General features: G+C 66.9%; 27 protein-coding genes. 18 read left to right on the plus strand and 9 right to left on the minus strand.

Translation table 11 applies throughout. From position 1 onward, the window contains the following. Positions 1-176: 176 nt before the first annotated feature. From QW861_RS25470 to QW861_RS25490, 5 genes are all read right to left on the minus strand, one after another. Positions 177-1,019 carry a ChbG/HpnK family deacetylase gene (locus QW861_RS25470; RefSeq protein WP_316193627.1) on the minus strand — a complete coding sequence of 281 codons (843 nt, stop codon included), beginning with the start codon at positions 1,017-1,019 and terminating at the stop codon, positions 177-179. Further along, positions 1,016-2,059: a glycosyltransferase family 2 protein gene (locus QW861_RS25475; protein WP_315716673.1), complete on the minus strand. Its 1,044-nt coding sequence runs from the start codon at positions 2,057-2,059 to the stop codon at positions 1,016-1,018. The genes QW861_RS25470 and QW861_RS25475 overlap by 4 nt, the downstream gene beginning before the upstream one ends. Before the next feature lie 70 nt (positions 2,060-2,129). Continuing rightward, positions 2,130-3,107 carry an ATP phosphoribosyltransferase gene (gene hisG / locus QW861_RS25480; RefSeq protein WP_315753420.1) on the minus strand — a complete coding sequence of 326 codons (978 nt, stop codon included), beginning with the start codon at positions 3,105-3,107 and terminating at the stop codon, positions 2,130-2,132. Then, positions 3,104-4,264: an ATP phosphoribosyltransferase regulatory subunit gene (locus tag QW861_RS25485; RefSeq protein WP_316193628.1), complete on the minus strand. Its 1,161-nt coding sequence runs from the start codon at positions 4,262-4,264 to the stop codon at positions 3,104-3,106. Before QW861_RS25485 ends, hisG begins: the two co-directional genes overlap by 4 nt. A gap of 119 nt (positions 4,265-4,383) precedes the next feature. Beyond that, the gene (locus QW861_RS25490) at positions 4,384-5,136 is read right to left on the minus strand and encodes a 16S rRNA (uracil(1498)-N(3))-methyltransferase (protein WP_315753460.1); all 753 of its coding nucleotides are present in this window, start codon (positions 5,134-5,136) and stop codon (positions 4,384-4,386) included. A 208-nt stretch (positions 5,137-5,344) separates the two neighbouring features. Between QW861_RS25490 and QW861_RS25495 the strand changes: the two genes are divergently transcribed. The 3 genes from QW861_RS25495 to ubiA all read left to right on the plus strand — a co-directional run bounded on the left by QW861_RS25495 (position 5,345) and on the right by ubiA (position 7,652). Beyond that, the gene (locus tag QW861_RS25495; protein ID WP_315716677.1) at positions 5,345-5,779 is read left to right on the plus strand and encodes a hypothetical protein; all 435 of its coding nucleotides are present in this window, start codon (positions 5,345-5,347) and stop codon (positions 5,777-5,779) included. Between the two features lie 266 nt (positions 5,780-6,045). Next, positions 6,046-6,723 carry a hypothetical protein gene (locus QW861_RS25500; protein ID WP_409998679.1) on the plus strand — a complete coding sequence of 226 codons (678 nt, stop codon included), beginning with the start codon at positions 6,046-6,048 and terminating at the stop codon, positions 6,721-6,723. Beyond that, complete coding sequence (gene ubiA, locus QW861_RS25505) at positions 6,720-7,652, plus strand: 4-hydroxybenzoate octaprenyltransferase (RefSeq protein WP_315753422.1); 933 nt, start codon at positions 6,720-6,722, stop codon at positions 7,650-7,652. The genes QW861_RS25500 and ubiA overlap by 4 nt, the downstream gene beginning before the upstream one ends. On the opposite strand, the gene QW861_RS25510 is transcribed toward ubiA, so the two are convergent. Beyond that, positions 7,653-8,177: a DUF6101 family protein gene (locus tag QW861_RS25510; protein WP_315753424.1), complete on the minus strand. Its 525-nt coding sequence runs from the start codon at positions 8,175-8,177 to the stop codon at positions 7,653-7,655. 284 nt (positions 8,178-8,461) lie between these two features. Here QW861_RS25510 and QW861_RS25515 point away from each other — a divergent pair, with 284 nt between their 5' ends. The 6 genes from QW861_RS25515 to lpxK are packed head-to-tail and all read left to right on the plus strand — an operon-like array spanning position 8,462 to position 14,029. Then, positions 8,462-9,850, plus strand: a complete 1,389-nt coding sequence (locus QW861_RS25515; RefSeq protein WP_409998678.1) for a TldD/PmbA family protein — start codon at positions 8,462-8,464, stop codon at positions 9,848-9,850. Position 9,851: 1 nt separating this feature from the next. After that, the gene (locus QW861_RS25520) at positions 9,852-10,655 is read left to right on the plus strand and encodes a 3'(2'),5'-bisphosphate nucleotidase CysQ (protein WP_315753464.1); all 804 of its coding nucleotides are present in this window, start codon (positions 9,852-9,854) and stop codon (positions 10,653-10,655) included. 58 nt (positions 10,656-10,713) lie between these two features. Continuing rightward, positions 10,714-10,953: a DUF4170 domain-containing protein gene (locus QW861_RS25525; protein WP_009031572.1), complete on the plus strand. Its 240-nt coding sequence runs from the start codon at positions 10,714-10,716 to the stop codon at positions 10,951-10,953. Between the two features lie 17 nt (positions 10,954-10,970). Next, entirely contained in the window at positions 10,971-11,711 is a 741-nt protein-coding gene (locus QW861_RS25530; protein WP_315716682.1) for a lysophospholipid acyltransferase family protein, read from the plus strand. Next, positions 11,704-13,011: a 3-deoxy-D-manno-octulosonic acid transferase gene (locus tag QW861_RS25535; protein WP_315753428.1), complete on the plus strand. Its 1,308-nt coding sequence runs from the start codon at positions 11,704-11,706 to the stop codon at positions 13,009-13,011. The genes QW861_RS25530 and QW861_RS25535 overlap by 8 nt, the downstream gene beginning before the upstream one ends. Continuing rightward, positions 13,004-14,029 (plus strand): tetraacyldisaccharide 4'-kinase, encoded by a 1,026-nt coding sequence (gene lpxK / locus QW861_RS25540; RefSeq protein WP_315753430.1) that lies wholly within the window; start codon positions 13,004-13,006, stop codon positions 14,027-14,029. Before QW861_RS25535 ends, lpxK begins: the two co-directional genes overlap by 8 nt. On the opposite strand, the gene QW861_RS25545 is transcribed toward lpxK, so the two are convergent. After that, complete coding sequence (locus tag QW861_RS25545) at positions 13,999-14,226, minus strand: DUF2093 domain-containing protein (RefSeq protein ID WP_315716685.1); 228 nt, start codon at positions 14,224-14,226, stop codon at positions 13,999-14,001. The genes lpxK and QW861_RS25545 overlap by 31 nt on opposite strands. 201 nt (positions 14,227-14,427) lie before the next feature. On the opposite strand from QW861_RS25545, the gene QW861_RS25550 reads away from it, so the two are divergent. Next, a complete protein-coding gene (locus QW861_RS25550; protein WP_315716686.1) occupies positions 14,428-15,258 on the plus strand; it encodes a dienelactone hydrolase family protein in 831 nt (276 codons plus the stop codon). 7 nt (positions 15,259-15,265) lie between these two features. Here the strand turns inward: QW861_RS25550 and xseA are convergent, their stop codons facing one another. Next, the gene (xseA, locus tag QW861_RS25555; RefSeq protein WP_316193629.1) at positions 15,266-16,882 is read right to left on the minus strand and encodes an exodeoxyribonuclease VII large subunit; all 1,617 of its coding nucleotides are present in this window, start codon (positions 16,880-16,882) and stop codon (positions 15,266-15,268) included. Between the two features lie 193 nt (positions 16,883-17,075). On the opposite strand from xseA, the gene QW861_RS25560 reads away from it, so the two are divergent. The 8 genes from QW861_RS25560 to QW861_RS25595 all read left to right on the plus strand — a co-directional run bounded on the left by QW861_RS25560 (position 17,076) and on the right by QW861_RS25595 (position 26,133). After that, positions 17,076-18,002 (plus strand): alpha/beta hydrolase, encoded by a 927-nt coding sequence (locus QW861_RS25560; RefSeq protein WP_315825474.1) that lies wholly within the window; start codon positions 17,076-17,078, stop codon positions 18,000-18,002. A 13-nt stretch (positions 18,003-18,015) separates the two neighbouring features. Beyond that, complete coding sequence (locus tag QW861_RS25565; protein WP_315753434.1) at positions 18,016-18,564, plus strand: hypothetical protein; 549 nt, start codon at positions 18,016-18,018, stop codon at positions 18,562-18,564. A gap of 4 nt (positions 18,565-18,568) precedes the next feature. After that, a complete protein-coding gene (locus tag QW861_RS25570; RefSeq protein WP_315716689.1) occupies positions 18,569-18,883 on the plus strand; it encodes a transcriptional regulator in 315 nt (104 codons plus the stop codon). A gap of 69 nt (positions 18,884-18,952) precedes the next feature. Further along, the gene (gene purD, locus QW861_RS25575) at positions 18,953-20,236 is read left to right on the plus strand and encodes a phosphoribosylamine--glycine ligase (protein WP_316193631.1); all 1,284 of its coding nucleotides are present in this window, start codon (positions 18,953-18,955) and stop codon (positions 20,234-20,236) included. A 116-nt stretch (positions 20,237-20,352) separates the two neighbouring features. Further along, entirely contained in the window at positions 20,353-23,583 is a 3,231-nt protein-coding gene (locus QW861_RS25580; RefSeq protein ID WP_316193632.1) for an AAA family ATPase, read from the plus strand. A gap of 50 nt (positions 23,584-23,633) precedes the next feature. After that, positions 23,634-24,128, plus strand: a complete 495-nt coding sequence (locus QW861_RS25585; RefSeq protein WP_315753438.1) for a hypothetical protein — start codon at positions 23,634-23,636, stop codon at positions 24,126-24,128. Next, the gene (locus QW861_RS25590; RefSeq protein WP_315753440.1) at positions 24,125-24,841 is read left to right on the plus strand and encodes a class I SAM-dependent methyltransferase; all 717 of its coding nucleotides are present in this window, start codon (positions 24,125-24,127) and stop codon (positions 24,839-24,841) included. Before QW861_RS25585 ends, QW861_RS25590 begins: the two co-directional genes overlap by 4 nt. Continuing rightward, positions 24,841-26,133: a cytochrome P450 gene (locus QW861_RS25595; protein ID WP_315753442.1), complete on the plus strand. Its 1,293-nt coding sequence runs from the start codon at positions 24,841-24,843 to the stop codon at positions 26,131-26,133. The genes QW861_RS25590 and QW861_RS25595 overlap by 1 nt, the downstream gene beginning before the upstream one ends. Positions 26,134-26,154: 21 nt before the next feature. Here the strand turns inward: QW861_RS25595 and QW861_RS25600 are convergent, their stop codons facing one another. Beyond that, positions 26,155-26,601 carry a nucleoside deaminase gene (locus QW861_RS25600; protein ID WP_315753444.1) on the minus strand — a complete coding sequence of 149 codons (447 nt, stop codon included), beginning with the start codon at positions 26,599-26,601 and terminating at the stop codon, positions 26,155-26,157. Positions 26,602-26,689: the final 88 nt, after the last annotated feature.

Genomic DNA, 26,689 nt, shown 5'->3' on the forward strand with positions numbered 1-26,689 from the left:
CGCGGGCAAGATTTAGGGGGACTTTGTGGCCCGGCCAGCCGGGGCGCGGATTAAATTTCCGTATGCGACACAGCGTCTCTCGGGCTTGCGCAGCGTTTTGGACCTCGATGTTGCCCGCACTACAGGAGGAACGCAGCCGGGCGGCCTTTTGTTCGTCGCAGACCCGCAAGATCCGTTCAGGCCAGCGTCATCCGCCGGCGGTCGAGCAGCGCTGGAAAATGCTCGCCGGCGAGATAGGCGTGCTCGTGCACGCGCTGGACGGTCAAAGGATCGAGCTCGATCAGGACGTCGTCGACGAAGCCGGGGTGGCACATCACCAGCCCGTCCTCGGGCAGCTCGTCCAGGAAGCCGTCCATCAACGTGGCGAAATCCGAGGTCTTGCTGAAGTCGTAGGCGCCGGCGAAGGCAGGATTGAAGGCGATCTCGGCCCGCTTGGCATGACGGCGGAATTGGGCGCTCAGGACGTCCAGCAGCAGCGCCTTCGGTGCCGTCAGCCGCTGCATCAGCGGCACGTTCCGCCCCCCCTGACGCACCCAGGCCGCCGGCGCGGCTTCCTTGACCGCGGCGAGGAAGCCCTCGCGCACCTGCGGATAGAGCTGGGCATGCTGATGGCCGTCGACGAAATCCGGGGCGCGGCCGAACAGCTCGCCGAACGCCGCAAGCTGCACCAGCACCTCGGCGCGGATCAGCTCGGGATCGAGCCGGCGGGACAATCCGGCGCGCAGCAGCTTGGGAAAGGGCAGGAACATGCCGCCCTCCGACGGGCGGAAGTGCATGGTGAGGGGCCGGAACGGCGCGGTCAGCGTGACATGCAGGCCGATGGCGCAGCGCGGGCTGTCGGACGCGACCTTGGTCAGCTCCGTCACCTCGTCGCGCCCGATCGCGGCGCCCACGGTCATCACCGAGGTGGCGTTCAGCCGACCGCGCGCGATCAGGTCGCGGATGGCGCTGTTGACCCCGGGGCTGATGCCATAGTCATCGGCGCACAGCCAGATGCGCCGGTGCGGCGTCGCGTTCATTCGGCGGCGTTCCTCTCGGCGCCGTCGCTCCGCGCATCGAGCGCTGCACGCTTCTCGCTGTGCTCGGCGACGAAGTAGATCGGACGCGCTTTCAGCTCGGACAGGATCTTGCCGATATACTCGCCCATGATGCCGATCATGATCAGCTGCACGCCGCCGATCGTCATCAGGCCGACCATCAGCGAGGGATAGCCAGGCACCGATTTGCCGGTTGTGAAGGTCTCCCAGAGGATCGAGAGGCCGAACAGGAACGCGGCCGAGGCCAGCAGGATTCCGAGCAGACTGGCGAAGCGCAAGGGCGCGACCGAGAACGAGGTGAGACCTTCGATCGACAGGCCTAGCAGGCCGGTCAGGTTGAAGGTTGTGACGCCATGGGCGCGGGCCGCTGGCTCATAGTCGACGCGGATCTGACGGAAGCCGATCCAGCTCGCCAGGCCCTTGAAGAAGCGGTTGCGCTCGGGCAGCTGCCGTAGCGCGGCCACCGCGCGCGGCGAGAGCAGGCGGAAGTCGCCGGCATCCTCCGGAATCTTCTGCCGCGCCCCCCAGTTGATGAGCGCGTAGAAGCCGTGAACGGCGACCCGGCGCAGGAACGGCTCGTTGTCGCGATGCGCCTTGGCGGTATAGACGACGTCGTAGCCGTCCTTGATCCAGTGCGTGACGAGTTGCTCGACCAGGGCCGGCGGATGCTGGCCGTCGCCGTCCATGAACAGCACCGCGCCGCGCCGGGCATGATCGAGGCCGGCCATCAGCGCGGCCTCCTTGCCGAAATTGCGCGACAGCGACACGACCTGCACATCGAGCGCATCGGCCTGCAGGGTCCGGGCAATCGCGAGCGTGTTGTCGCGGCTGCCATCGTCGACATAAACGAGCTCACAGGCGAGACCGAAGCGCTGACGCAGGGTGCGTGCGAGATTGTTCAGCCGCTCGTGCAGCGCCGTCAGTCCCGCGCCCTCGTTATAGACGGGGATAACGATCGACAGTCCCTGCGACGCGGCGTCGGCCGCGGTCGTGGTCAGGTCGGACACGTCAGTTCCCAGCATCGCTCAGAGTCCTCGTTCTCCTACCAACATATGGTAGTCGCGCTCACCTGTCGCTACGATGAACGGCGATTTATGATCGCAGGAAGGCCTCGAGGCGGGCAAACAGCGGATTCTCGCGGTCGAGCACGTAGTCGAGCGAGGCGACCGAGACGGTCTCGGCACCATGCGTGCGCAGAAAGCTGCCGAGCGCGTAGATCTGCGCCGGCGGGCAGTGCAGGGTGAGCATGCCGGACGAGGTCGGGCCGCCGAACGGCGCCACGACGCCGAAACGGTTGTGCGCCTCGGTCAGCATTGCTGCGTCGCACCCTTTGAAGCGGGTGCGGACCTCGCGGTATTTGCTGGCGCGGGCGCGGGCATGGATGTGGTCGAGAATGATCCGGGCGCTCTCGCGCGGACCCTCCGACCAGTCGGCGTCGCGCGAGGCGACCAGGTTGGCCTGGCTGCGCAGGATCACGCCGTCGTCCAGCACCTTCAGCCCGTTGGCGGCGAGCGTCGAGCCGGTGCTGGTGATGTCGACGATCAGCTCGGCCGTGCCGACCGCGGGCGCGCCCTCGGTGGCGCCGGCGCTCTCGACGATGCGGTAATCGACGATGCCGTGGGCGGCGAAGAAGCTGCGCGTCAGGTTGATGTACTTGGTGGCGACGCGCATCCGGCGATTGTGCTGAGCGCGAAAACCGGTGGTGACGTCATCGAGATCGGCCATGGTCCGGACGTCGATCCAGGCCTGCGGCACCGCGACGACGACGTTGGCGCCGCCGAAGCCGAGCGTGTCGATCAGCAGCACGCGCTTGTCGGCATCGGTGATGCTCTCGCGCACGAGATCCTCGCCGGTGACGCCGAGATGCACGCTGCCGCGCGCCAGTTGCGAGGCGATCTCACTCGCAGAGAGATAGGCGATCTCGACATTGTCGAGACCTGCGATGGTGCCGCGATAGTCGCGCGCGCCGCCGGGCTTGGACAGGTTCAGCCCGGCGCGGCCGAAGAAGGCTTCGGCATTCTCCTGCAGACGTCCCTTGGAGGGAACGGCGAGGACGAGGGGGCCGCTCATGATGCTCTCCCGACCGGGGACTTGCCCACGGCGCTGCTCTGGGCCAGGCGCTCGATCCAGATCGAGAAGCCGACGGCCGGAATCGACTCGGCGGCGCCGAGCTGGCTCAGCAGGCCGTCATAACGGCCGCCGGCGACCAGCGGCTCGTCGCCATTGTCAGGATGATGCAGCTCGAACTCGAAACCGGTGTAGTAGTCGAGGCCGCGGCCGAACGACGTGGCGAAGCGCACCTTGGCGATGTCGATGCCACGCTGGGCCATGAAGCGGGCGCGGGCCTCCAGCGCGTCGATCGCGGCCGAGATGTCGAGCTTGGCATCGGCGGCGAGGGCGCGAAGCTGCTGGACGGCTTCGGTCGGGCTGCCGCTGATGGCCAGGAAGCGCTTGATGCGGTCCAGCGCGTCACGCGGCAGCGCCCCGCTCTTGAGGGTGGACTGCTCGAGGAAGCGGTCGGCGATCTCCGCCACCGTGCGGCCGCCGACGGCGGTTGCGCCGGCAATCGACATCAGGTCGGTGACCAAAGCGAGCGCCGCCTTGCGGTCGGAGCCGGCCAGAGCGGCGAGCACGCCCTCATACTCGTTGCGCGGCGCCACCGAGGCGATCGCCAGCCGCTCGAGGTCCTGCGCCAGGGTGCGCTTGCGGTTGAAGTCCTTGATCAGCCGCCGCCGCCAGACCGGATAGAGATCGAGGGCGTCGATCAAGGCCGTGAACAGCGCGACGTCGCCGGTACGGATATCCACCGCGGCAAGGCCGGCGGCGGCGGTCGCCTCGATCGCCAGCGCCAGCATCTCGGCATCGGCAGCGGGCCGGTCCTGGCGGCCGAACGATTCGATCCCGGCCTGCAGGAACTCGCTCGGGCGGCCCTCGCGGTAGCGAAATACTGGACCAAGGTAGCTGAAGCCGGCCGGCTGCCCGGCGCGGGCCGAGGCGAGGTAGTCACGGGCGACGGGAATGGTCAGGTCGGGGCGCAGGCACAGCTCTTCGCCAGCGGCGTCGCTGGTCAGATAGAGGCTCTTGCGGATGTCCTCCCCGGAGAGGTCGAGGAACGGCTCGGCCGGCTGCAGGATCGCCGGCTCGGCCCGCTCATAGCCGGCCTGGGCGAAGGATTGCAGCAGCGTGTCCGCCCACGCGGCGGGTCCGGTCGGAGCGGGTCCGGTCATGTCGATTCGAGTTCCAAAATGGCTTGGGCGCCCGCTGGAAGCGGCGGCTGCCCCTTAGCATGGCCGTTTGACGGTTTCGACTGGGAATGGCCGCGGCGCGCCACAATTGGTCGGATGCCTTAACCGCGGGCTCCGGCCCAGTCTCCGAGCGTCGCCTGAATTACGGCGAGGGCGGCAACGCCGGCCGTATCCGCGCGCAGGATGCGTGGGCCCAGGGGCAACCTGATCACATGCGGCTGGCGCAGCAGCAGCGTCCGTTCATCGTCGGCGAAACCGCCCTCCGGTCCGATCAGCAGGTCGATGCCGGCCGCATTCTGGCCGCCGCGCAGGGCCTGCAGCGGATCGGCCAGTTCGGCCGCCTCGTCGCAGAACACCAGCAGCCGCTCGGGTTGCCGCTGCGCGAGGAAGCGCTCCAGCGGCACCGGGTCCTTGACGTCGGCGAGGCTGAGGATGCCGCATTGTTCGGCGGCCTCGACCACGTTGGCGCGCATGCGCTCGCTATTCACGCGCGACACCTGGGTGCGACGGGTGATCACCGGCTCCAGCCGCGCGGCGCCCATCTCGACCGCCTTCTGCACCATGTAGTCCAGCCGCGCGTGCTTGAGCGGTGCGAAGACGTAGGCGATGTCCGGCAGCTGATCCTGCGGCCGGCTCTGCTGCTGGATCGTCAGGCCATCCGGCCGCTTGCGGCCCTCGATCACGGCCAGCCATTCGCCGTCGCGGCCGTTGAAGGCCAGCACGTGATCGCCGGCGCCAAGGCGCAGGACGTTGCCGAGATAATTTCCCTGGTTGCGGTCGAGCGCGACCGAGCCTCCCTCCTGCAGGGGCGCGTCGACGAACAGGCGCGGGGCGTTGAAGTCGTATGCGGGCATGGAGCGAAGCGGAGCCGATGATGGACGTTGCTTACCGGACCCACGCGCCAGCCGCAAAGCCGGAAGGGCCGTCACGTGGTGTTGTATCGGATATCGGCGATGGCGCCTTTCGGCCGTGCTGTCGACAGATTTTACCGTTTCGATCCCGCCGGTCGTCCCCCGGGACGGACATCCGACGATTCCGTAAGCCTCGATGCGGAGAACGGCCTTGATCTTGAGACATTCGACTTCGGCGCTTGCGATCTGGGCGCTGGTCGCGATCATCGCGGTGATGGTCGCCGCGCCGTCCCGGGCCGATGACAAGGCGGTCGCCGCGCCGCCGCAACGGGCGGCCCCCGCGGTTCCGGGCGGTGCCGGCGTGGCTGGCTTCCGCCCGCCCGAGACCTGCCTGAAGGAGTTTACCCCGCTGCGGGACGAGACCGCCCGCCGGGCCAAGCTGCTCAAGGCGGCGACCGAGCGGCGCTTTGCGCCCGGCGAGGCCTGTCAGCTGGTGCATGACTACGAGCTCGCCCAGACCAAGATGATCGACTACGCGGTCGCGCATGCCTCGCTATGTGGAATCCCCGCCAAGATCACCGATCAGCTGAAGGCGAATCACGAAAACACCCTGGCCGTGATGCGCAAGGTGTGCACGGCGACGTGAACCGTCCCGCCGGCCGCTGAACTGGCGACTCCGGCTTGACCAGGTGGGCGAGGGCGCGGAGTGAACGGATTTTTGGGCTCCGACGTTCGGGAAGGGCCTCGTTTTGGGCCTCCGCGCCGGTTGGAACCCGGCTGCGTCTCTGCGCCGCGGATGTGATCAAATCCGCGGTTGTGCTGGACGGGCGAGAATCGTAAAAGCCCCGGATCGGATCGTGCTTTCATCCGGAAGTGTTGAGGATTCTTGGTCTTGCCGGAGAACCAGCCTTGATCGTCCGCCAGTCTTTCATGCCGCTCGCCATTGCCGCGCTGGTGCTCTCCACAGGGCAGGTCTTCGCGCAGAGCTCGTTTCCCGCGCCGATGCCTGGCCAGGCCCAGACCAGCAATTCGCCGTTTCCACCCATCAACGGTGCGGCGCCGACCCGGGCTGCAGCCCCGGCAAGTCCGTTCCCCAGTCCAGGCGCCTCGGCGTTCGGCGGCGGTGGCGGTGGCGGCTTCCAGCCGGCCCCGATGGGAGCCGCGCCGCAGGGTGGCCCGCCGGAGAGCTGCATGAAGGAGTTCATGCCGCTGCGCGAGGAAGCCGAGCGTCGCGGCAAGCTGATCAAGGCCGCGAGCGACCGCAAGGCCTCGCCTGACGAGGCCTGCAAGCTGATCGCCAATTTCGGCAAGGCCGAAGTGAAGATGATCAAATATGTCGAGGCGCATGCGGCGAGCTGCGGCATCCCCCAGCAGATCTCCGATCAGCTGAAGGCCGGTCACAAGAACACCGACGCGCTGGAAAAGAAGGTCTGTGCCGTGGCGGCGCAGATGCAGTCGGGGGCCGGAAGGCCCGCGGCTCCGAGCCTGAGCGACGTGCTGGGCTCGTCGGCTGCGCTGCCTGAGGCCAACACGACGAAGAAGGGCGGTTCCGCCTTCGACACCATGACTGGCAACGTTCTCACCCGATGAGCACGACCGCCGTCCGCGTTGCTGACGCGACCGGCAACTGGGTCGACACGCTGGCGCCGGTGTGGAGCCGGCCTTACCTGCGGCTCGCCCGCTTCGATCGCCCGATCGGATCCTGGCTGCTGCTGATGCCGTGCTGGTGGTCGGCCGCTCTGGCGGCCGGGATCGGCGGGGACCTGTCCATGCTGCCGGCGTGGATCGGGCTCTATTTCGTCGGCGCGTTCGTCATGCGTGGCGCCGGCTGCACCTGGAACGACATCACCGACCGCGATCTCGACGCCAAGGTGGAGCGCACCCGTTCGCGACCGATTCCGGCCGGACAGGTCGGCGTGAAGCAGGCGCTCGCCTTCCTGGTGGCGCAGGCCCTGATCGGCTTGGTGGTGCTGCTACAGTTCAACCGGTTCGCGATCGCCACCGGCATCGCCTCGTTGCTGATCGTCGCGATCTATCCGTTCATGAAGCGTGTCACCTGGTGGCCGCAGGTCGTGCTGGGTCTCGCCTTCTCGTGGGGCGCGCTGATGGGATTTGCGGTTGCGTTCGGCCGCATCGATGCAACCGCGCTGCTGCTCTACGCCGGGTCGATCTCGTGGGTGATCGCCTATGACACGATCTACGCGCATCAGGACGCCGAGGATGACGCGCTGATCGGCATCAAGTCGACCGCGCGCCTGTTTGCCGAGCGCACCCATCTGGCGCTGGTCGTCTTCTACAGTTTGGCCGTGATGCTGATAGGGGCCGCCTTCGCGACCGCCCATGTGCATGTCGCGGCGTGGCTCGGGCTCGCGGGTTTTGCCGCGCATCTCGGCTGGCAGATCTGGCGTCTGGATATCGCCGATCCGGCGCTGTGCCTGCGGGTGTTCAAGTCGAACCGCGATGCTGGGCTGCTGCTGTTCGCAGCGCTGCTGGTCGATGCCGTGCTGCGCGCAACCTGATCAGTTGCGCGCGATGATCTCGCGCTCGCCGCGATGGACCGAGGCCGGATTGAGCTGGTAGCCGACACGGCGGCGCATCAGGAAGCGCGGGCGGCGCGAGCGGATCGCGTTGCGGCGGCGGCGGCGCGGCGTCGCCTCGCGGCGCGCGTCCTGCAACTGCGGCAGCGCGAACGTCTCGCTCCACATCGCCCACGCAGCAACGATCTCGTTCTGGTCGTCGCTGACGCAGAGCGGGATGGTCAGGGAGGGGTCGCGGTGGACGAGCACCAGCATCACCTGCGTGGCGTCGATTTCGCGCACGCCGATGCCGAGGAAGTCGCTGACGCGGAGGTTCAGGGCCATGCGCATGCCGCTGACGGCACGCCGCAGGACCACGCGCTCCCGGTGCAATTCGATCTGCCGGATCCCGCCATCGGCACGGGTATCGTGCGCGCTGTACGAGACGGGTAGGGAAAGAGGGTCGAGCCGCAGGACGCGGCCCGACCCAGCGGAATTGCTTCCGCCTGTTGCTGTTTGACGCCTCACGGCTTGGTCTCCCCGCCGGGATTATGCTCCCGGTCGATGCGTGTGACCTTGCCACGCGGATCGCCCGTATCGGCTTAACAAGCCTGGTTAATCAGATCTCACGCATGATCCTCTCACCGTCATGATTGACAAGCGCTTGCCCCGCATGATTGACGAGACCTTGCCGATTTGCCGACAATCCGATGTGCCGTCTGCCGTCCTGCTTGAAGTCGGCGTGAACAGGCCACATTTCGTTTGGATTGAGCCGTCTTCGCCGCCCACCTGACATCGATCGGATCGTGTTCGTGACCTCTTCCCCAGCCTCATCGTCGACATCAGCCCAATCAGATCTGCTCGACCAGTCCGCCCTGCGAACGCTCGCCGAGCGGCTGGTGGAAGCCGCGAGGAAGGCCGGCGCCGATGCCGCCGATGCCATCGCGGTGCGCGGCATCTCGCAAGGCGTCGAGGTCCGTGACGGGCGAGTCGAGGAATCCGAGCGCTCGGAAGGCGACGATGTCGGCCTGCGCGTTCTCGTCGGCAAGCGCCAGGCCGTGGTGTCGACCAACGACGTCAGCGGCGACGGTGTGGCGCGGCTGGCCGAGCGGGCCGTGGCGATGGCGCGGGTGGCGCCTGACGACCAATATGTCGGCCTCGCCGATCCGGCGCTGCTGGCGCGCGATATTCCCGAGCTCGACCTGCTCGATCCGCAGATTCCCTCGACCGCAGAGCTGGAGCGCCGTGCCCAGGAGGCGGAGGCCGCCGCGCTCGGCGTGAAGGGCGTGACGAAGTCCGGTGGTGCGTCGGCCTCGACCGGCATCGGCGGCATGGTGCTGGTCACGAGCGACGGTTTTCACGGCGCCTATCTGCGTTCGAGCCAGAGCATCTCGACGACCGCCATTTCCGGCGAAGGCACCGGGATGGAGCGCGACTACGACTACACGGCGGCTCCGCACGGCGCCGACCTGCTGGCGCCCGCGGCCGTCGGGCGCAGCGCTGGCGAACGCGCGGTGGCGCGCGCCAATCCGCGCAAGGTTGCGACGTGCCAGGTGCCGGTGGTGTTCGATCCCCGCGTGTCCGGCTCGCTGGTCGGACATCTGGTCGGCGCCATCAACGGCGCCTCGATCGCGCGCAAGACCAGCTTCCTCAAGGACAAGCTCGGCGCGCAGCTCTTCGCCAAGGGCATCCGCATCATCGATGATCCGCTGCGCAAGCGCGGACTGCGGTCGCAACCGTTCGACGCCGAGGGCGTGAAGGTGAAGCAGACCGCGCTGGTCGACGACGGCGTGCTGACGACGTGGCTGCTGGACTCGGGCACCGCGCGCGAGCTCGGCATGGTGACGACCGGCCACGCCCATCGCGGCGTGTCGTCGTCGCCTTCGCCCGGTCCGTTCAATCTGCATCTCGAAGCCGGCGTCGTGACAGCCAAGGAGCTGATCTCGGACATCAAGCAGGGCTTCTACGTCACCGACCTGATCGGCTCGGGCGTCAACGGCGTCACCGGGGACTACAGCCGCGGCGCGTCCGGCTTCTGGATCGAGAATGGCGAGATCGGCTATGCCGTGAGCGAGGTGACGATCGCCGGGCATCTGTTCGAGATATTCAAGTCGATGACGCCCGCCAGCGATCTGGAATTCCGCTATGGCGTCAATGCGCCGACGGTGCGCATCGAAGGATTGACGCTTGGCGGACGATGAGATCGAGAAACCGAACGAGACCAGCCTCGCGGCAGACGCCAGGCTCCTGAAGGAGGCGGTCCGCGAAGCCGGCGAGCTCGCACGTTCGATGTTCGGAACGGAGCTGCGCAAATGGACCAAGGGGGCGTCGTCGCCCGTCTCCGAAGCCGACATGGCGGTCAATGCACTGCTCGAACGCAGGCTGCGATCCGCAACGCCGGATTACGGCTGGCTGTCCGAGGAAAGCGCGGATGATCGGGAAAGACTCGGCCGGTCACGGGTCTGGATCGTCGATCCGATCGACGGCACGCGGTCCTATCTCGGCGGCCGCAACGATTGGTGCGTGAGCGTTGCGCTGGTCGAGCACGGTGCGCCGATACTCGCCGCCGTGCATGTCCCGGTCAGCGAGGAGTTCTTCTTCGCCGCCCGCGGTAGCGGCACCACGTTGAACGAACAGCCGGTTCGGGTGGCGCCCGGACGAGAGCTCGAATTCTCGCGCGTGGCCGGTCCAAAACCGTTGGTTGAGCGGCTGGCTCCGGATTCTGCGCGGATTGAACTCCATCCGCGAATCGGATCATTGGCGCTGCGCCTTTGCCGTGTCGCGCATGGCGGGCTCGATGCCGCTTTTGCAGGCGGGCAAAGCCGCGATTGGGATCTTGCGGCGGCTCATTTGATCGTGCAGGAAGCGGGGGGTAAAATGACCGCGTTGTCCGGCGAGGCGATCCTCTATAATCGTCCGGAGGTGGTGCACGGGGTGCTGGTGGCAGCGGGCCGCGACCGACATGCCGACATCGTCGCGCAGTATCGCAGGTTACCGCCGGACTGATCGCCCTGGATCGCCCCCTCCACGTCGCCTGCAAGGCGTTGACTAGGAAACGATACCGATGACAGATAGCGCCTCGCAGCAGCTCCTTCACCTCGTGATCGGCGGCGAGCTCATCAATCTCGACAAGAACGAATTCAAGGATCTCGACAAGGTCGATATCGTCGGCGTCTATCCGAACTACGCGGCGGCCCACGCCGCCTGGCGAGCCAAGGCGCAGATGACGGTCGACAACGCCCACATGCGCTATTTCATCGTTCACCTGCACCGGCTGCTCGATCCCGGTCAGGATGCGAAGTAAGACGCAAAGCTCGCGACTTGAAACATCTGATCCGTAATACGCTGCGTAGCGGCTGGTTCCAGCGTGCCGTCGGGTTCCTCGCGGCCGAGTACCTGCGGTTGGTGTGGCTGACCAACCGCTTCACCTATGAGCCGCCGGAGGTCTACGACATCGTCGAGCCGCAGATGCCGGCGATCTTCGCGTTCTGGCACGGCCAGCATCTGCTGACCCCCTTCATCAAGAACAAGCCGAGCTATCGCGCCAAGGTGCTGATCTCCCGGCATCGCGACGGCGAGTTCAACGCGATCGCCGCCGAGCGGCTCGGCATCGGAACCATCCGCGGCTCCGGCGATCATGGCTCCTCCTTCCACCGGAAAGGCGGGGTGGGGGCGTTCAAGGAGATGGTGCGGGCGCTCGAAGACAACTATAATGTTGCATCGACCGCCGATGTGCCGAAGCGGGCGCGGATTGCGGGGCTCGGCATCATCATGCTCGCGCGCGAATCAGGACGTCCGATCATGCCGTTCGCAATGGTCACGAGCCGCTTCATCCGCCTGAAGAACTGGGACAGCACCACCATCAATTTGCCATTCGGCCGCGGCGCATTGGTGGGAATCAAGGAAATCAACGTGCCGCGCGATGCCGACGCCGCGATGATGGAAGAGGCGCGTCTCGACCTCGAGGCGACGCTGAACGAATGCATGCGCCGCGCCTATGAGATCGTCGGCCGTCCCGAGGCCTGTCCTCCGCCGGTCGCGTCGGGAGCATCGAGTGCCTAGCCCGCTGCCGATGGCCCTGCGTGTCTACCGCGGGTTGTCCTCGGCGGCGGTGCCGCTTGCGCCGGCACTGATCAGACAGCGGCTCAAGCACGGCAAGGAGGATCCCGAGCGGACCGACGAGCGGCGCGGCCTGAGCCATGACACGCGCCCGCTGGGTCCGCTGGTCTGGATTCACGGTGCCAGCGTCGGCGAGGTGCTGGCGGCGGCGGCGCTGATCGAGCGGCTGCGTGAGCTCAACATCCGCATCCTCATCACGTCCGGCACCGTGACGTCGGCCGCCATCGTGGCCAAGCGCTTCCCGCCCGACGTGATCCACCAATACGTGCCCTATGACACGCCGCGCTTCGTGGAGCGGTTTCTCGATCATTGGCGTCCCTCGCTCGGGCTGTTCATCGAGTCGGACCTCTGGCCGAATCTCATCCTCGCTGGCGCCTCGCGGCGGGTGCCGATGGTGGTGATCAACGGCCGCATGTCGCCGCGCTCGTTCCCGCGCTGGCGCCGCATGTCCGGCACCATCTCCGCCTTGCTCGGACGCTTTGATCTCTTCCTGACGCAGTCGCAGGCGGATGCCGACCGGTTCGCCGCGCTCGGCGCGCGCAACGTCATCACCACCGGCAATCTCAAGCTCGACGTGCCGGCGCCGCCCGCCGATCCGGCGAAGCTCGATCGGCTCACGGCGATGACGCGCGGCCGTCCGGTCGTCGTCGCCGCCTCCACGCATCCCGGCGAGGACGAGATCCTGATTGCGGCCCACAGGGCCTTGTCGGTGTCCTATCCGTCGCTGCTCACCGTGATCGTGCCGCGCCATCCGCATCGTGGCCCGGCGGTCGCCGAGCTCGTCGCAAGTGCCGGCCTGCGGGGCGCCTTGCGGTCGCGGGAGGAACAGCCGCTCGCCGGCACCGACATCTACGTCGCCGACACGATGGGTGAGCTCGGCCTGTTCTACCGGCTGGCGCCGGTCGTGTTCATGGGCGGCTCGCTGGTCGAGCATGGCGGCCAGAATCCGATCGAGGCCGTCAAGCTGGGTGCGGCCATCGTGCACGGGCCGCACGTGTTCAACTTCACCGACGTCTATGAGTCGCTGGACAAAGCCGGGGGAGCCAGGCTCGCCCACGATCAGGAGGCGCTGATCCGCCAACTCCGGCAACTGCTCGCTGATCCCGCAGCCGGCAACAGCCTGGTTGCGGCAGGAACGCGGGTGGTCGATCAGCTCGGTGGCGCGCTGGAGCGGACGCTGTCGGCGCTCGAGCCGTATCTGTTGCAGGTCAGGCTCGAGATGGGGGCCGCCGGCGATGCGTGAGCCGGCCTTCTGGCATCGGCCGGCCTCCTGGCAATCGCGTCTGCTGTCTCCGCTCTCGACACTCTACGGCGCCGTTGCCGCACGTCGGATGGCGCAAGGCGGCGTCGATGCCGGCCTGCCGGTGATCTGCGTCGGTAATTTCCACGTCGGCGGAGCCGGCAAGACGCCGACCGTGCTGGCGCTGACGGATATTCTGCGTGACCTCGGCGAGCGGCCGGTGGTGCTGAGCCGTGGCTATGGCGGCCGGCTGGGCGGTCCCGCCGTCGTCGATCCTGCGGTCCATGAGGCTGCCGATGTCGGCGACGAGCCGCTGATGATGGCCGCGCGGGTGCCGGTCGTCGTGGCGCGCAATCGCGCCGACGGCATCGGTCTCGTCAAGGCGCAAGGCGCCACCGTCGTCCTGATGGACGATGGCTTCCAGAATCCGTCGATCACGAAGGATCTCGCGCTGATCGTGATCGACGGCGCGCGCGGCCTCGGCAATGCCGAGGTGTTTCCCGCCGGACCATTGCGCGCGCCGCTGCCGCCGCAACTGGCGCGCACCGACGCATTGGTCGTGATCGGCAGCGGCCGAGCCAGCGAGGCGGTCGCCTCACATGTGTTGTCGGCCGGCAAGCCGGTGTTTTCAGCCGCGTTGCAGCCAGATCCGCAGATCGTTGCGGCGCTGCGGGGCAGGCCGTTGCTGGCGTTTGCCGGGATCGGCGACCCCGCCCGCTTCTTCCGCACCCTTCGCGGCGCTGGTCTCGACGTCAGGCGCGAGCGTACCTTTCCGGATCACCACCCGTTCACGGCGGGCGACGTCGTAGCCCTCGCCAATGAAGCCAGACGTGATGGATTTGCCCTGGTGACCACGGAAAAGGATCTCGTGCGGTTCCGCGGCCACGAGGCCGCGCCCGATGTCATGGCATTCCCGGTCACACTGCAGTTCGACGATCTCGCCGCGTTGCGCGCGCTGGTTGTGCAACGGCTGTCAGCGAAGCGCAAAGATCAGCCGTTGGCCTTCAATGCGCCAGGATAATGCCGCTGCAGCACGGCGCTCGGCAGGGCGTAGGCTTCCTGCAGATCGACACTCCAATACTTCAGCTCGTCCAGCGGAATCCGCACATCGGTGACCGCGCAGCGCACATAGCTTCCCGGTGAGATCACCCGGAAATCGCCATCCAGATACTGCACCTGCGCCTCGCCCTGGCCCGAGGGACCAAACTTGTTGAGCACGTCCGCGATCTCCAATTCCTTGACGTGAAGTCCCCCTACGCGGGCGCCGCGCGCACACGACAGGCCGAATTTCGATGATTTCCTAGCATAGATGGGGGACGCTGTCCCCCCGCGCAAACCCACTGATTTGTGATGCTTCTGCTCGAAACTCCGTGCTAGCTAGATTGCGATATCCGCCGCTTGTCCCGCCCGGCTGGTTTGATGCGCTCCCTCGTCGCCATCGTCGTCTCACTGCTCTGCGCCACGGCGTTTCCAGCCTTGGCAGAGCCGTTGCCAGCGCCCGTCGCGGTCGAGATCCCCTCGGGAAGCTATGTGCTGCACGCCCAGCTCTACCGGCCGAAGGGGGCCGGCCCATTTCCGGTCGTCGTCGCGCTCCACGGCTGCGGCGGGCTTTCCGGCCGCTCGGAGCCGGTGCTGCCGCGCTATCGCGACTGGGCCGAGGAACTCGTCAGGGACGGCAAGGCCGTCCTGCTGCCGGACAGCTACGGCTCGCGCGGGTTGGGCCCGCAATGCCGCGTCAAGGAGCGTCGTATCAGCGGCCGGCGCGAGCGTGTCGCCGACATCGTGATCGCGCAGAAATGGTTGGCCGAGCAAGCCTGGGCGATGCCCGACCGGGTCAGCCTGGTCGGCTGGGCGGCCGGCGCGAGCGCGCTGTTGTGGGCGGTGCGCCCGCAATTGCCCGAGCATGTCTCGCCGGATTTTCGCTCGGCGGTGGCGTTCTATCCGGATTGCCGCGCCTCGTCCGGCCTCGGCTGGAGCACGCGCGTTCCGACATTGGTGCTGATCGGCGGCCTGGACGACGTCTATTCGCCGCCCGCGTGCCGGCAGATGATCGATGGCGCGCGCGGCCGCAGCGCGCTGACCCGCATCGTCATCTATCCCGGCGCCTATCACGATTTCGATCGTGTGAACCTGCCGCTGCATCAGGTCGCGGGATCCGACGCCGGGGCGCCCGAGCGCGGCCATGTCGGCTCGGATCCCGAGGCGCGCGCCGATGCGCAGAAGCTCGTGGCCGATTGGCTGGCGCGCTGAAGGCTACTCAGAACAGGCTGCCTTGGTCGGCGGGATCGGGCGTGCGCTTCGGTGCCGAAGGCTTGGCCTCGCGCGCAGGTTTCGGCGATGACGGCGCTGCCGGCGGAAGCGGGCGGTCCGCGCCCGCCGTGGCCGCGACCTTGCCGTCCGCAAATTCGATCGAGAGCGCGGCGCCCGGACCGATGCTCGCGGCATGGTGCAGCGGGTGGCCGGCCTCGTCACGCACCAGGGCAAATCCACGGGCCAGCACGCTGCGATAGGACAGCGCGGTGAGGAGCTTCTCGTTCTGGCCGACGCGGGCCGACAGGCGCTGAAGCTGGGTCAGCAACGCGCGCCGGGCCCGCTCGGCAAGACGTTCGGTTCGGTCGCGCTCGCGACCGATGGCCTGGCGCTTGGCCTGGGCGTAGGCTTGGCGCGAGGCCTTGAAGCGGGCGTCGAGCGCCTCGAATCGCTCGCGCCGCCGGTGCAACTGGCCGCGCGACGACAGCGACAGCCGCTCGGACGACGCGATGAGACGATGGCGTGATTGCGCGATCTGCGCGTGCAGCACGCGCAGAGTGAGCTTGGCGCTCGCCGCCGCGAATTGGCGAAAGTGTACATGCGTGTTGGTCTTCAGCGCGCGTGGCAGGTTGGCGGCCGCCGAATCCAGCCGCTGCCTGGGAATGGCGAGCAGATCGCTAGGGCCGGGCAGGGCGCGCGCGGCGGCGCGCAGCTCGTTGCGCCGGCTCTCCTGGCTGCGCTGCCAGCAGACGCCGACGCGGCGCGCGAGGCTTGCGACCTCCTGCATCAGCTCGCTGCGCACCGGCACCGCCATTTCCGCGGCTGCGGTCGGCGTTGGCGCACGTTTGTCGGCGGCGAAATCGATCAAGGTCACGTCGGTCTCGTGGCCGACCGCCGAGATCAGCGGGATCATGCTCTCGGCCGCGGCGCGGACCACGATCTCCTCGTTGAACGACCACAGGTCCTCCAGCGAGCCGCCGCCGCGCGCGACGATCAGCACGTCGGGCCGCGGGATCGGGCCATCCTGCGGCAAATCGTTGAAGCCACGAATCGCGGCGGCAACCTGCTCGGCCGAGCCTTCGCCCTGCACCTTCACGGGCCAGACCAGCACGCGGCGAGGAAAGCGGTCCTCGAGCCGGTGCAGGATGTCGCGGATGACGGCCCCGGTCGGCGAGGTGACCACGCCGATCACCTCGGGCAGCCATGGCAGCAGTTGCTTGCGTGCGGGATCGAACAGTCCTTCGGCCCCGAGCTTCCGCTTGCGCTCCTCCATCAGCGCCATCAGCGCGCCGATCCCGGCCGGCTCCAGCGCCTCGATGACGATCTGGTATTTCGACGAGTTCGGATAGGTGGTGAGCTTGCCGGTGGCGATCACCTCGAGCCCCTCCTGGGGCTTGAAGCGCATGCGGCCATGCACGCCCTTCCAGATCACCGCCTCGATCTTGGCGCTCTCGTCCTTGAGCGCGAAATAGCAATGCCCCGAGGAATGCGGCCCGCGAAAGCCGGTGATTTCGCCGCGCACCCGGACATGGCCGAACTGGTCCTCGACCGTGCGCTTCAGCGCCGAGGACAGCTCGGTGACGGTGAATTCGGGCGCGTTGGGCAAGGCTTCCGCAGGCGGCATCGCTGTTTGATTCGGTTCAGGGAGCAGCAGCCAAGGTAGGGGCTTTCCGCGTCCGCCGCCAATCAAGCCATTGCCCTTTCGATAACTCTATAATACAGAGTACTCTGTAAAATGCAGAAAGCTGGAGGACAGCGTGCGACGCGGCGCGAAGTTCCTGTTTCGGGTCCTAGGATGGGGGCTCTGCCTCTTGGGCATGCTCGCTTTGGCCCTGGCTGCGATGATCGCGACGCCACTGGTGCGCCCGCCCGAGCTCAAGTCGATCTCGGAGACGGCCGGCCAGGTCGACCGCAGCACCATGCCCGGCCTGCAGCGCTTCAGTGCCCGCGATGGCACCGAGCTCGCCTATCGCCACTACCCGGCGCGCGGAACGGCTGTCGGCAAGGTCGCCATCGTGGTCCACGGCTCCTCCGGCTCCAGCGTCGCCGTGCATGCCCTTGCCGATGCGTTGGCGGCGCGCGGCATCGATACCTTCGCGCCCGACATTCGCGGCCATGGCGGTTCCGGCACCCGCGGCGACATCGGCCATCTCGGACAGCTCGAAGACGATCTCGCCGACCTCGTCGCCGAGGTCAGGAGGTCGATTCCGGCCCAACCGATCGTGTTGCTCGGCCATTCGGCTGGCGGCGGCTTCGCGCTGCGCGCGGCGAGCGCCCCGATCCAGGATCTGTTCACGCGCACCGTGCTGCTCGCGCCCTATCTGGGTTACGACGCGCCGACCAACCGGGAGAATTCGGGCGGCTGGGCCGGTCCCGACATTCCGCGCATCCTGGCGCTCGGCGTGCTCAGGCGCATCGGCATGCCGTGTTGCGAGGCACTGCCTGTGCTGGCCTTTGCTGTCAGGCCGAACTCGGAGAAATTCCTGGCGCCGACCTACAGCTACCGGCTGTTCCGCAATTTCGCGACCCGTGGCTACAAGGCCGATTTCACTGCGGCGAAGCACCCGGTGACCGTCATCGCCGGCGCCGATGACGAGCTGATGCTCGCCGACAAATATGCAGATGCGGTGCACGCCGTCGTGCCGGGCGTTGACGTGAAGCTGATCGCTGGCGTCAATCACATGGAGATCGTGTCGGCGCCGCAGGCGGTGAGCGCGATCGCCGAGGACGTGGCGACGCACTAGAGGTCCAAACCGCATGATCGACAGCCTGGAAGCCGCGCGGGCGCTCAGCGACATCGAGGATGTGACGAAGCGCGTGCGGCAGTCGCAGATCTATCGGCTGTCGAGCCTGCTGATGATCCTCTGGGGCGTTCTCGTCTTCGCCGGCAATCTCGTGACCTATCTCGCGCCCAATTACGCGGACAAGGCCTGGCTATCGGTCTATGTCCTCGGTCTGGCCGGGTCGCTGGGGTTGGGCGCGACGGAGAAGGCGCGTTCCGGCGTACGCAGCTTCGATCTCCGGGCGCTGCTCGCCTTCGTCATGTTCTTTGCGTTCGGCTTCTTCGTCGAAGCGATCGGCCATTTCGGACCGCGCGAGATGGGCGCATTCTGGCCGATCTATTTCATGCTGTTCTACGGCCTCGCCGGCTTGTGGTTCGGCGCGGCGTTCACGGTGTTCGGCCTTTGCGTCACCGCGTTGACCCTGGTCGGCTACCTCTTCATCGGCAAGGCTTTCCCGTTGTGGATGGCGTTCGTCAATGGCGGTGGCCTGGTTCTCGGCGGCTTGTGGATGCGGCGGAGCTGACGGTTTGGCGGAGCTCGACGAGATCATCCACCAACCGCTGCGGCTGAAGATCATGGCGGCGCTGAATGCCCTGCCTGCCGTGGCCGGGCTGGAATTCGTCCGGCTGAAGAAGCTGACCGGCGCCACCGACGGCAATCTCGGCGCGCATATCGACACGCTGGCGCGCGCCGGCTACGTCGCCGTGGACAAGGCCTTCGTCGGCAAGAAGCCGCAGACCACGGTCACGGCGACCGCGGCCGGCCGTGCGGCCTTCGCCCGCTATGTCGCGAACCTGCAGGGCATCATTGCCGGCGCTGCCGCGAAGCCGCCGGAGCCATGATTTGACTCCGTTGCGAGGGCCGGGCAATTGGGGCGTCCAAATTGGCCCACCCCTGCGACGGCATCGACGATGAACATTCTGCTCCTTGGTTCCGGCGGCCGTGAGCACGCGCTCGCCTGGAAGATTGCCGGCTCGCCGCTGCTCACCAAGCTGTGGTGCGCACCCGGCAATGCCGGGATCGCCAAGGAGGCCGAATGTGTCGCGCTCGACGTCGCCGATCATGCGGCGGTGATCGCCTTCTGCCGGGCGAACAAGGTGGATCTGGTGGTGGTCGGCCCCGAGACGCCGCTCGCCGCCGGCATCATCGATGATCTCGAGGCTGCCGGCATCAAGGCGTTCGGCCCATCCAGGCTCGCCGCCAAGCTCGAGGGCTCCAAGGGATACACCAAGGATCTCTGCGCCGAATACGACATCCCGACCGGCGCCTACTGCCGCTTCGACAATGCCCCCGAGGCGCTCGCTTATGTCCGCGAGCACGGGGCGCCGATCGTCGTCAAGGCGGACGGGCTCGCGGCCGGCAAGGGTGTCGTCGTGGCCAAGACGGTTGCCGAGGCCGAGGACGCCATCAAGATGATGTTCGAGGGCGGCTTTGGCGTCGCTGGCGCCGAGGTCGTCATCGAGGAGTTTCTCGAAGGGCGGGAGGTGTCGTTCTTCGCGCTGTGCGACGGTGAGACCGCGATACCGCTGGCGTCTGCCCAGGACCACAAGCGGGTGTTCGATCACGACCAGGGACCGAACACCGGCGGCATGGGAGCGTATTCGCCGACGCCGTTCGTGACGCAGGAGATTCATGACGAGATCATGAATCAGATCATTCAGCCGACCATTGCCGGGATGAGCGCCCGGGGCACACCCTTCAAGGGCATTCTCTATGCCGGCCTGATGCTGACGGCTCAGGGGCCGAAGCTGTTCGAATACAACGTGCGCTTCGGCGATCCGGAATGTCAGGTGCTGATGCTGCGGATGATGTCGGATCTCGTGCCCGCCATGCTGGCCGCCTGCGATGGGCAGTTGAAGAATTTCGACCTGCGCTGGTTTCCCGACGCCGCCGTCACCGTGGTCATGGCCGCGAAGGGCTATCCCGGCGACTACGCGAAGGGTGGTGTCATCGAGGGACTCGACGATGCCGCGAGGATCGAGGGCGTGGAGATCTTCCACGCCGGCACGGTGGCGAAGGACGGCGCCATTCTCGCCAATGGTGGGCGCGTCCTCAATGTCTGCGCGTCGGGAAAGAGCGTCGCCGAGGCTCAGGCGCGGGCCTATCAGGCCGTCGACCGCATCAAATGGGCTGACGGCTTCTGCCGGCGCGACATTGCCTGGCAGGCGGTGGCGCAGGAAAGCGGCCGGGGCTGAGCATCGTGATCGCCGCACTCGGCCCCGCAAGGCTATTTTTCCCGCGAGAATTGTGGCAGTTCCATAGACTCATGCCGTGATGGGATGAATCAGTTCCGCCGTGGAACGGAGGGGCCATGGAATGCGCGCGGTGCGGCAGGCAGAATCAGCCCGGGAGAGCCTCGTGCGACCGGTGCGGCGAGCCGCTCAGCCTCAGATGTGAGGCGTGCAACCAGACCAACAGCCCGTCGAATCGCTTCTGCGGCCAATGCGGCGCGCCGTTGCCGGGCCGGCTGGCTCAGCCGGATCAGAACGCCCAGCGGGTGCTACGGACCCTGAGCAGCAAGGGCGGTGAGCGCAAGCGACTCACCATCCTGTTTGCCGACATTCGTGACTCGACCCAGCTGATCGATAGTCTCGGCGATCCCGAACTCGCGATGCAACGGCTCGATCCGGTCCTCAACCTCATGAAAGAGGCCGTCCACCGCTATGACGGCGTCGTCAACAAGACACAGGGCGACGGCGTCATGGCCCTGTTCGGCGCGCCGGTGCCGCACGAGGATCACGCCGTGCGTGGCTGCCTCGGTGCGCTCGCGATGCAGGACTCGATCGCCCGCCTGGCGGATCCGCATCTGCAGGTCCGCGTCGGACTGCACACCGGCGAGGTGATCGTCCAGGTCGTCGAGAACAGCATGTACCAGACCTACGATGCGGCCGGCGCCAACGTGCATCTGGCCAATCGTCTGGAGCACATGGCCGAGCCAGGGACCATCCTCATCAGCAAGGAGACCTACACCGGCGCCAGGCAGTTCGTCGAAGCCGAGCCGCTCGGCACCCGCACGCTGCGCGGCATTGCCTCGCCGGTGTCGATCTACAAGCTGATCGGCCGCCTGAACGCGCCGGCGAGCGACGTCTTCCGCAGCGGCCAACGCCTGTTGCCGCTGATCGGGCGCAACGCTCAGCTTGCGGTGCTCGAACGCGAGCTCGACGACGTCCTGGCGGCGCGTGGCGCTGTGGTCGGCATCGTCGGCGAGGCCGGCATCGGCAAGAGCCGGCTGTGCTTCGAGTTCGCCGAGCACTGTCGCCGCCAGGGCATTCGCGTCTACGAGGCGCGCGTGCTGGCACATGGCCGCGCCACCCCGTTCCAGCCGGTGCTCGAATTGTTGCGCGACTTCTTCGGCATCCGGGCGAAGGAGCCCGTCGAGGTGTCGCGACAGCGCGTGGTCGACAGACTCGAGGCCCTCGGCATTCCCGATACGGCGCTGGTGCTGCTGCTGGACTTCATGAGCCTTGCCGATCCGTCTCGTCCTGCGCTTCGGCTCGATCCGGGCGTGTTCAAGACGCGTCTCCTCAACGTGTTCAAGACGTTGTTCCGCTCGGCGCCGGCGGATGGCGCCGTGGTGATCATGATCGAGGACCTGCATTGGCTCGACGAGGCCAGCGAGGAGTTCGTCGAGGCGCTCGCGGAGGCCTCGATCGGCACCAAGACGCTGCTGGTCGTGAACTACAGGCCTGGTTTTGCCGCGTCCTTCATGCAGCGGGCTCCGTTTCACGAGCTGCACATCGTGCCGCTCGCATCCGCCGAGGCGCGCAAACTGCTGCGCGGCGTCTTCGGCGACGACGCATCGCTCGAGGCGCTGGTCGGCGACATCATCGAGCGCGCGCAGGGCAATCCCTTCTTCCTCGAGGAGCTGGCGAGCGCGGTCTCCGAGAGCGGCGGGTTCGAGGGTGAGCGCGGCGCCTATCGGCTGAAGGGCGGGATCGGCCCGATTCCGCTGCCGCCGACGGTGCATGCCGTGGTAGCGGCCCGCATCGACCGTCTGAGCGAGACCGCCAAGAGCGTCCTGGAAACAGCGGCTGTGATCGGCCGCTCGGTCGCGCTCGCCGTGCTCAAGCCTGTCGTGGGGCTCAGCGAGGCGGACCTGTTCGACGCGCTCGCACAACTGAGGCATGCCGATCTTCTCTATGATCTGCCGCCGTTCGACATGGGCGTGCTCGCCTTCCGCCATCCGCTGATCCAGGAGGTGGCCTATGCCATGCAGCTGCGCTCGCGCCTGAGCGGCGTGCACGTGGCCGTGGCCAAGGCGATCGAGGCGCTGGATTGGGGCACGCAGGACGAGTTCGCCGCCCTGATCGCCTCGCACTACGAATTCGCCGGCCAGACCATGCAGGCCGTCGAGCATCTGCAGCGCGCGGCGCGCTGGATCGGCCGCACCAATACGGCCGAGGCACTGCGGCTTTGGAAAAAGATCCGCTCCATGCTGCAGACGGTGCCGCCATCCGAGCACGTCGATCGCCTCAGGGCGCTTGCCAGCGGCCAGATCCTCAATTGCGGATGGCGGGAGGGCATCTCGGCCGAGGAGGTGAGGCCTTTCGCCGAGGAGGCGCTGCGCTATGCGCGCTCCTCGGACAAGATGCACGAGCCGATCCTGCTCGGCGCTTACGGCCGCGTCCTCGCCTCGACCGGCGCAGCCGACGACTACGTCAACCTCGTGCAGAATGCGGTCAAGCTGACCTCGGAGGAGGGCGATGTCGGCCGCTATGCGACCGTCAACGCCATGCTGGCGCAGGCGCTTCTGCTGTCGGGGAGAGCACGAGACGCGCTAGCAGCGGCGAACACGGCGCAGGCGACGATCGCTAACCAAGGTGGTTTTGACAGTAGTGTGACTCTGGGGCTGACGCCAAATCAGATCCTGGGATTCGATGTTGAATATTGGATCAAGTGCCTCAGGACGCGAATCCTGGTCCAGCTCGGCTGTTTCGCTGAGCTCGAAATTCAGCTTTTCGAATTGTTGAATACCCCTCCCGAACAGTTGGCTCCGGTGGTCCGTTTTATCCCGCACTTTGCCGCTGTTGAATTTGCTCGATGGCAAGGTCGTGCTGAGGCCGCAGCTCTGCACTCGGCCGAGCTGCTTCAGATCGCTGAAGCGTCGGGCATGCCGTACATTCGGGTGCAGGCGTTGGCAGGGGCTGGTCTTGCTCGGGCGGCTGCAGGCGATTTCACTCACGCCGCGTATGATCTCAGGGAAGCGATCGAGTACTCGAGGCGCGCCAGGGCAGGTCTCGAGTTCGAAGCGCGCATGATGAGCGATCTGGCTGACGTCCTTTATCGCGCAGGAGACCTCCGTAGTGCACTCGACGTTGCTGAGGAAGCCAGCGTCATCGCCCGACGCAGGACGGATAGGATCGGTGAACTCCACGCGGTGCTGCTGCGATGTTTGATCAGTTCGTCCGACTCCGATTTTCGGAACGACGCAGAAGCTGTCGGATCGCTGCTCGACGCCGAGCGCCTGCTGGAAGTCTCGGGTGCCGAGGTCTACAAACCCATGTTGATAGCGTGCCGATCCTCTCTTGAAGGTACTAGATGACCCGTGCAGTATGCCCGCTTTCCATGAAGCATTATTAGGAGGCTGGGCACATGGGGATGATGATTAAAGACAGTACTACGCTCGATATTCTTGTGCAGTTGAACAGGCGTTTCGAGGCTGAAGCTTTGCCGGAAATGGTCGAGCTGCAGCGCGAGTTTGGAGTTTTTTCACTGCTGCATGGCTTGCAGCAATCGTTCGCTTTGCTGGGGATCGTGCCGCAGGATTGGACTGAGCGTCGCCGGTGGTACCGTTTCTTGGAACACCTCAGGACCTATCCCTCCGATCTTGATGGCGTGAATGGTCACGACCGTGTCATCCGGGCGTTCAAGGACGACCTGGAATCCGAGAAGCCGCTTCCTGTTTCAATTGTCTGCCATTCGGCAGCGGACGATCCTCGGGTGACGGTTACGCAAGGCCGTCCGGTCGTGTTCTCGCTCGAAACGCATGTGATCGTTTCGATACCGACCACTCCCGGACGAGAGGCGCGTCAGAACCTGGCCGAAGTTGCTCGCACCAGGCGTGTTCAGAAGCGCGGCAAAAAATGAGCCTGACCGCAGGCGACGGCGCCGGACAAAAGGCTCCTTCTATTCAGGCCATTTGCTCCGACGTCGATGCCTACTACACCGCATGCGTCGCGCGTCATGGCGCGACGCCGCGGGGCGTCGACTGGTCATGCGAGGCGACGCAGGGCCTGCGCTTCGTGCAGCTGATGAAGCTGTGCGATGGGTCGGCGCCGTTCAGCCTCAACGACATCGGCTGCGGCTATGGCGCGCTGGTGCCGTTTCTGGCCGCGCGCTATCCGACCTGCGAGATCGACTATCTCGGCATCGATCTGTCGCGCGCCATGATCAGCCGCGCCCGTCGGCGCTTTGCCGGCCCGCAGCGGCGTTTCGTCGTTGCCGCGGAGAGCCCGCGCATCGCCGACTACTCGGTCGCGTCCGGCATCATGAACGTCAATGTCGGCTATCCGCGCCAGGCCTGGGAGAGTTACATCAAGTGCCTGTTGCGGCAGATGTTCGCCACCAGCCGCCGCGGCTTCGGCGTCAACTTCATGCGGGCCCACGGTGACGACGACGAGGCCTCCGATGCCGCGACGGCGCGGCTGTACTGGACCACGCCGGAGATCTGGGCGGCCCATTGTGAGCGCGAGTTTGCCGCGCCGGTCGAGGTCATCGGCGGTTACGGCATGAAGGAGTTCACCCTGCTGGTGCGCCGCAGACCCGAGCCGGCCGTCTCGGACGGCGATCCGTCGCACTGATGTCCGCAGCTCCGTTGCTCTCGTCCAAGCCCGGTCGACACGCTGCCGCGATCGCGCGCGCGGTGGATGTGCTGATCTCCTCGAAAGGTCACGCCAGCCCCTTGCGGCTTGAACGGGCCTGCGCACTGTTGCGCCAGCACGCGCCGCTGCACTGGGTCGAGCGCCCGGGCGTGCGTCCGTTCTGGGCCGTCACGCGCTACGCCGACATCGTCGCGATCGAGACGCGGAGCAGGGATTTCGCTGCGGGACCCCGCACCTATCTTGCCAGCGAAGCCTCGGAGGCCGTGCTGCAGCGGGTCACCGGCAAGCCGCAGGCCGTCCGCAGCCTCACCGAGATGGATGCCCCGGATCACGCTGCCTATCGCGCGGTCATCCAGGGCGCCTTCGCGCCGCCGGCTCTGCGCGCGATGGAGAGCTGGCTGACGCAATGGGCCGCCGAGATCCTCGACCGGGTTGCTGCGCGTGGTGATGCTTGCGATTTCGCACGCGACGTCGCGCTGCCTTTCACCTTCCGCGTCATCGGTCGCATGCTGGGCACGCCCGAAGCCGATGACGCACGGCTTGCCCGGCTCGCCCAGGCGTTCGTGGCCGCCGAGGATCCGCAGCGGCGTTTTGCCGAGGCGCCCGGCGACACCATGCGCATGGCCATGCTGGCGCTGCGCGACTACTTCGAAGCCGTGGTCGCCGACCGCCGCGCCAGCCCGCGCGACGATCTCGCCAGCCTCATCGCGGAGAGCGCGCCGCATGGCGCCGCAATGCCGCATTACGAGCTGATCTCCTATTTCATCCTGCTGGTTACGGCCGGCCACGACACCACCTCGCTCGCTTTGGCCGGCGGGCTCGAGGCGCTGCTCGCGGACCCGGGCCAGCTCGAGCGGTTGCGCGCCGAGCCGGAGCTGCTCGATCCGGCGATCGAGGAGATGCTGCGCTGGACCACGCCGGTGCGCCATTTCATGCGGACGGCAGTCGGCGACACCGAGGTCGCCGGCCAGGTCATTCGCGAGGGCGAGGCGCTGGCCTTGTTCTTCCATTCCGGCAACCGCGACGAAGCCATGTTCGACGACGCCGGCACGTTCCGGATCGATCGCAGTCCGAATCCGCATATCGCCTTCGGCCGCGGCCCGCATGTCTGCATGGGGCTGCAGCTGGCGCGGATGCAGATGCGCGCGATGTTCGCGGAGCTGCTCCGTCGTACGTCGCATATCGCGCTCGCCGGACGGGTGCGCCGGGTCGAGTCGCCGTTCATGAGCGGGGTCAGCGGCCTTCCCATCCACATCCGCTTTCGCGAATGATGCGGCCGGGGCGAGGTCTCGTCAGCGCCGCGCCTTGAAGAACTCCTTCAGCATCTGGGACGCCTGCTGCTCGCCGACGGCCGAATAGACCTCCGGCGCGTGGTGACAGGTCGGTGAGGCGAAGAAGCGGACGCCGGATTCGACGGCGCCGCCCTTGGGATCGGCGGCCCCATAATACAGCCGGCGGATGCGGGCGAAGGAGATGGCGCCGGCGCACATCGTGCACGGTTCCAGCGTGACGTAGAGGTCGCAATCGACCAGCCGCTCGCTGCCGATCGCCTGCGCGGCCTGGCGCAGCGCCAGGACCTCGGCATGGGCGGTGGGGTCGCGGTCGGTCAGAGTGCGGTTGGCGGCGGTGGCGATGACCACATTGTCCCGCACCACGACGCAGCCGATCGGCACCTCGCCGGAAATTGCGGCCGATTCGGCCGCTTTCAACGCCAGATCCATGAAAGAAGGAGCGTTCATGGCTCGTAATGCCCGGATAAGTCTGGTACTGCATCGCCCTTCAGCAAAACCGGACCTCGATTTCCCGCGTGACAGGCGCTGCTCAGAG

The organism is Bradyrhizobium sp. SZCCHNRI1029 (assembly GCF_032487555.1).
Taxonomy (GTDB): Bacteria; Pseudomonadota; Alphaproteobacteria; order Rhizobiales; family Xanthobacteraceae; genus Bradyrhizobium.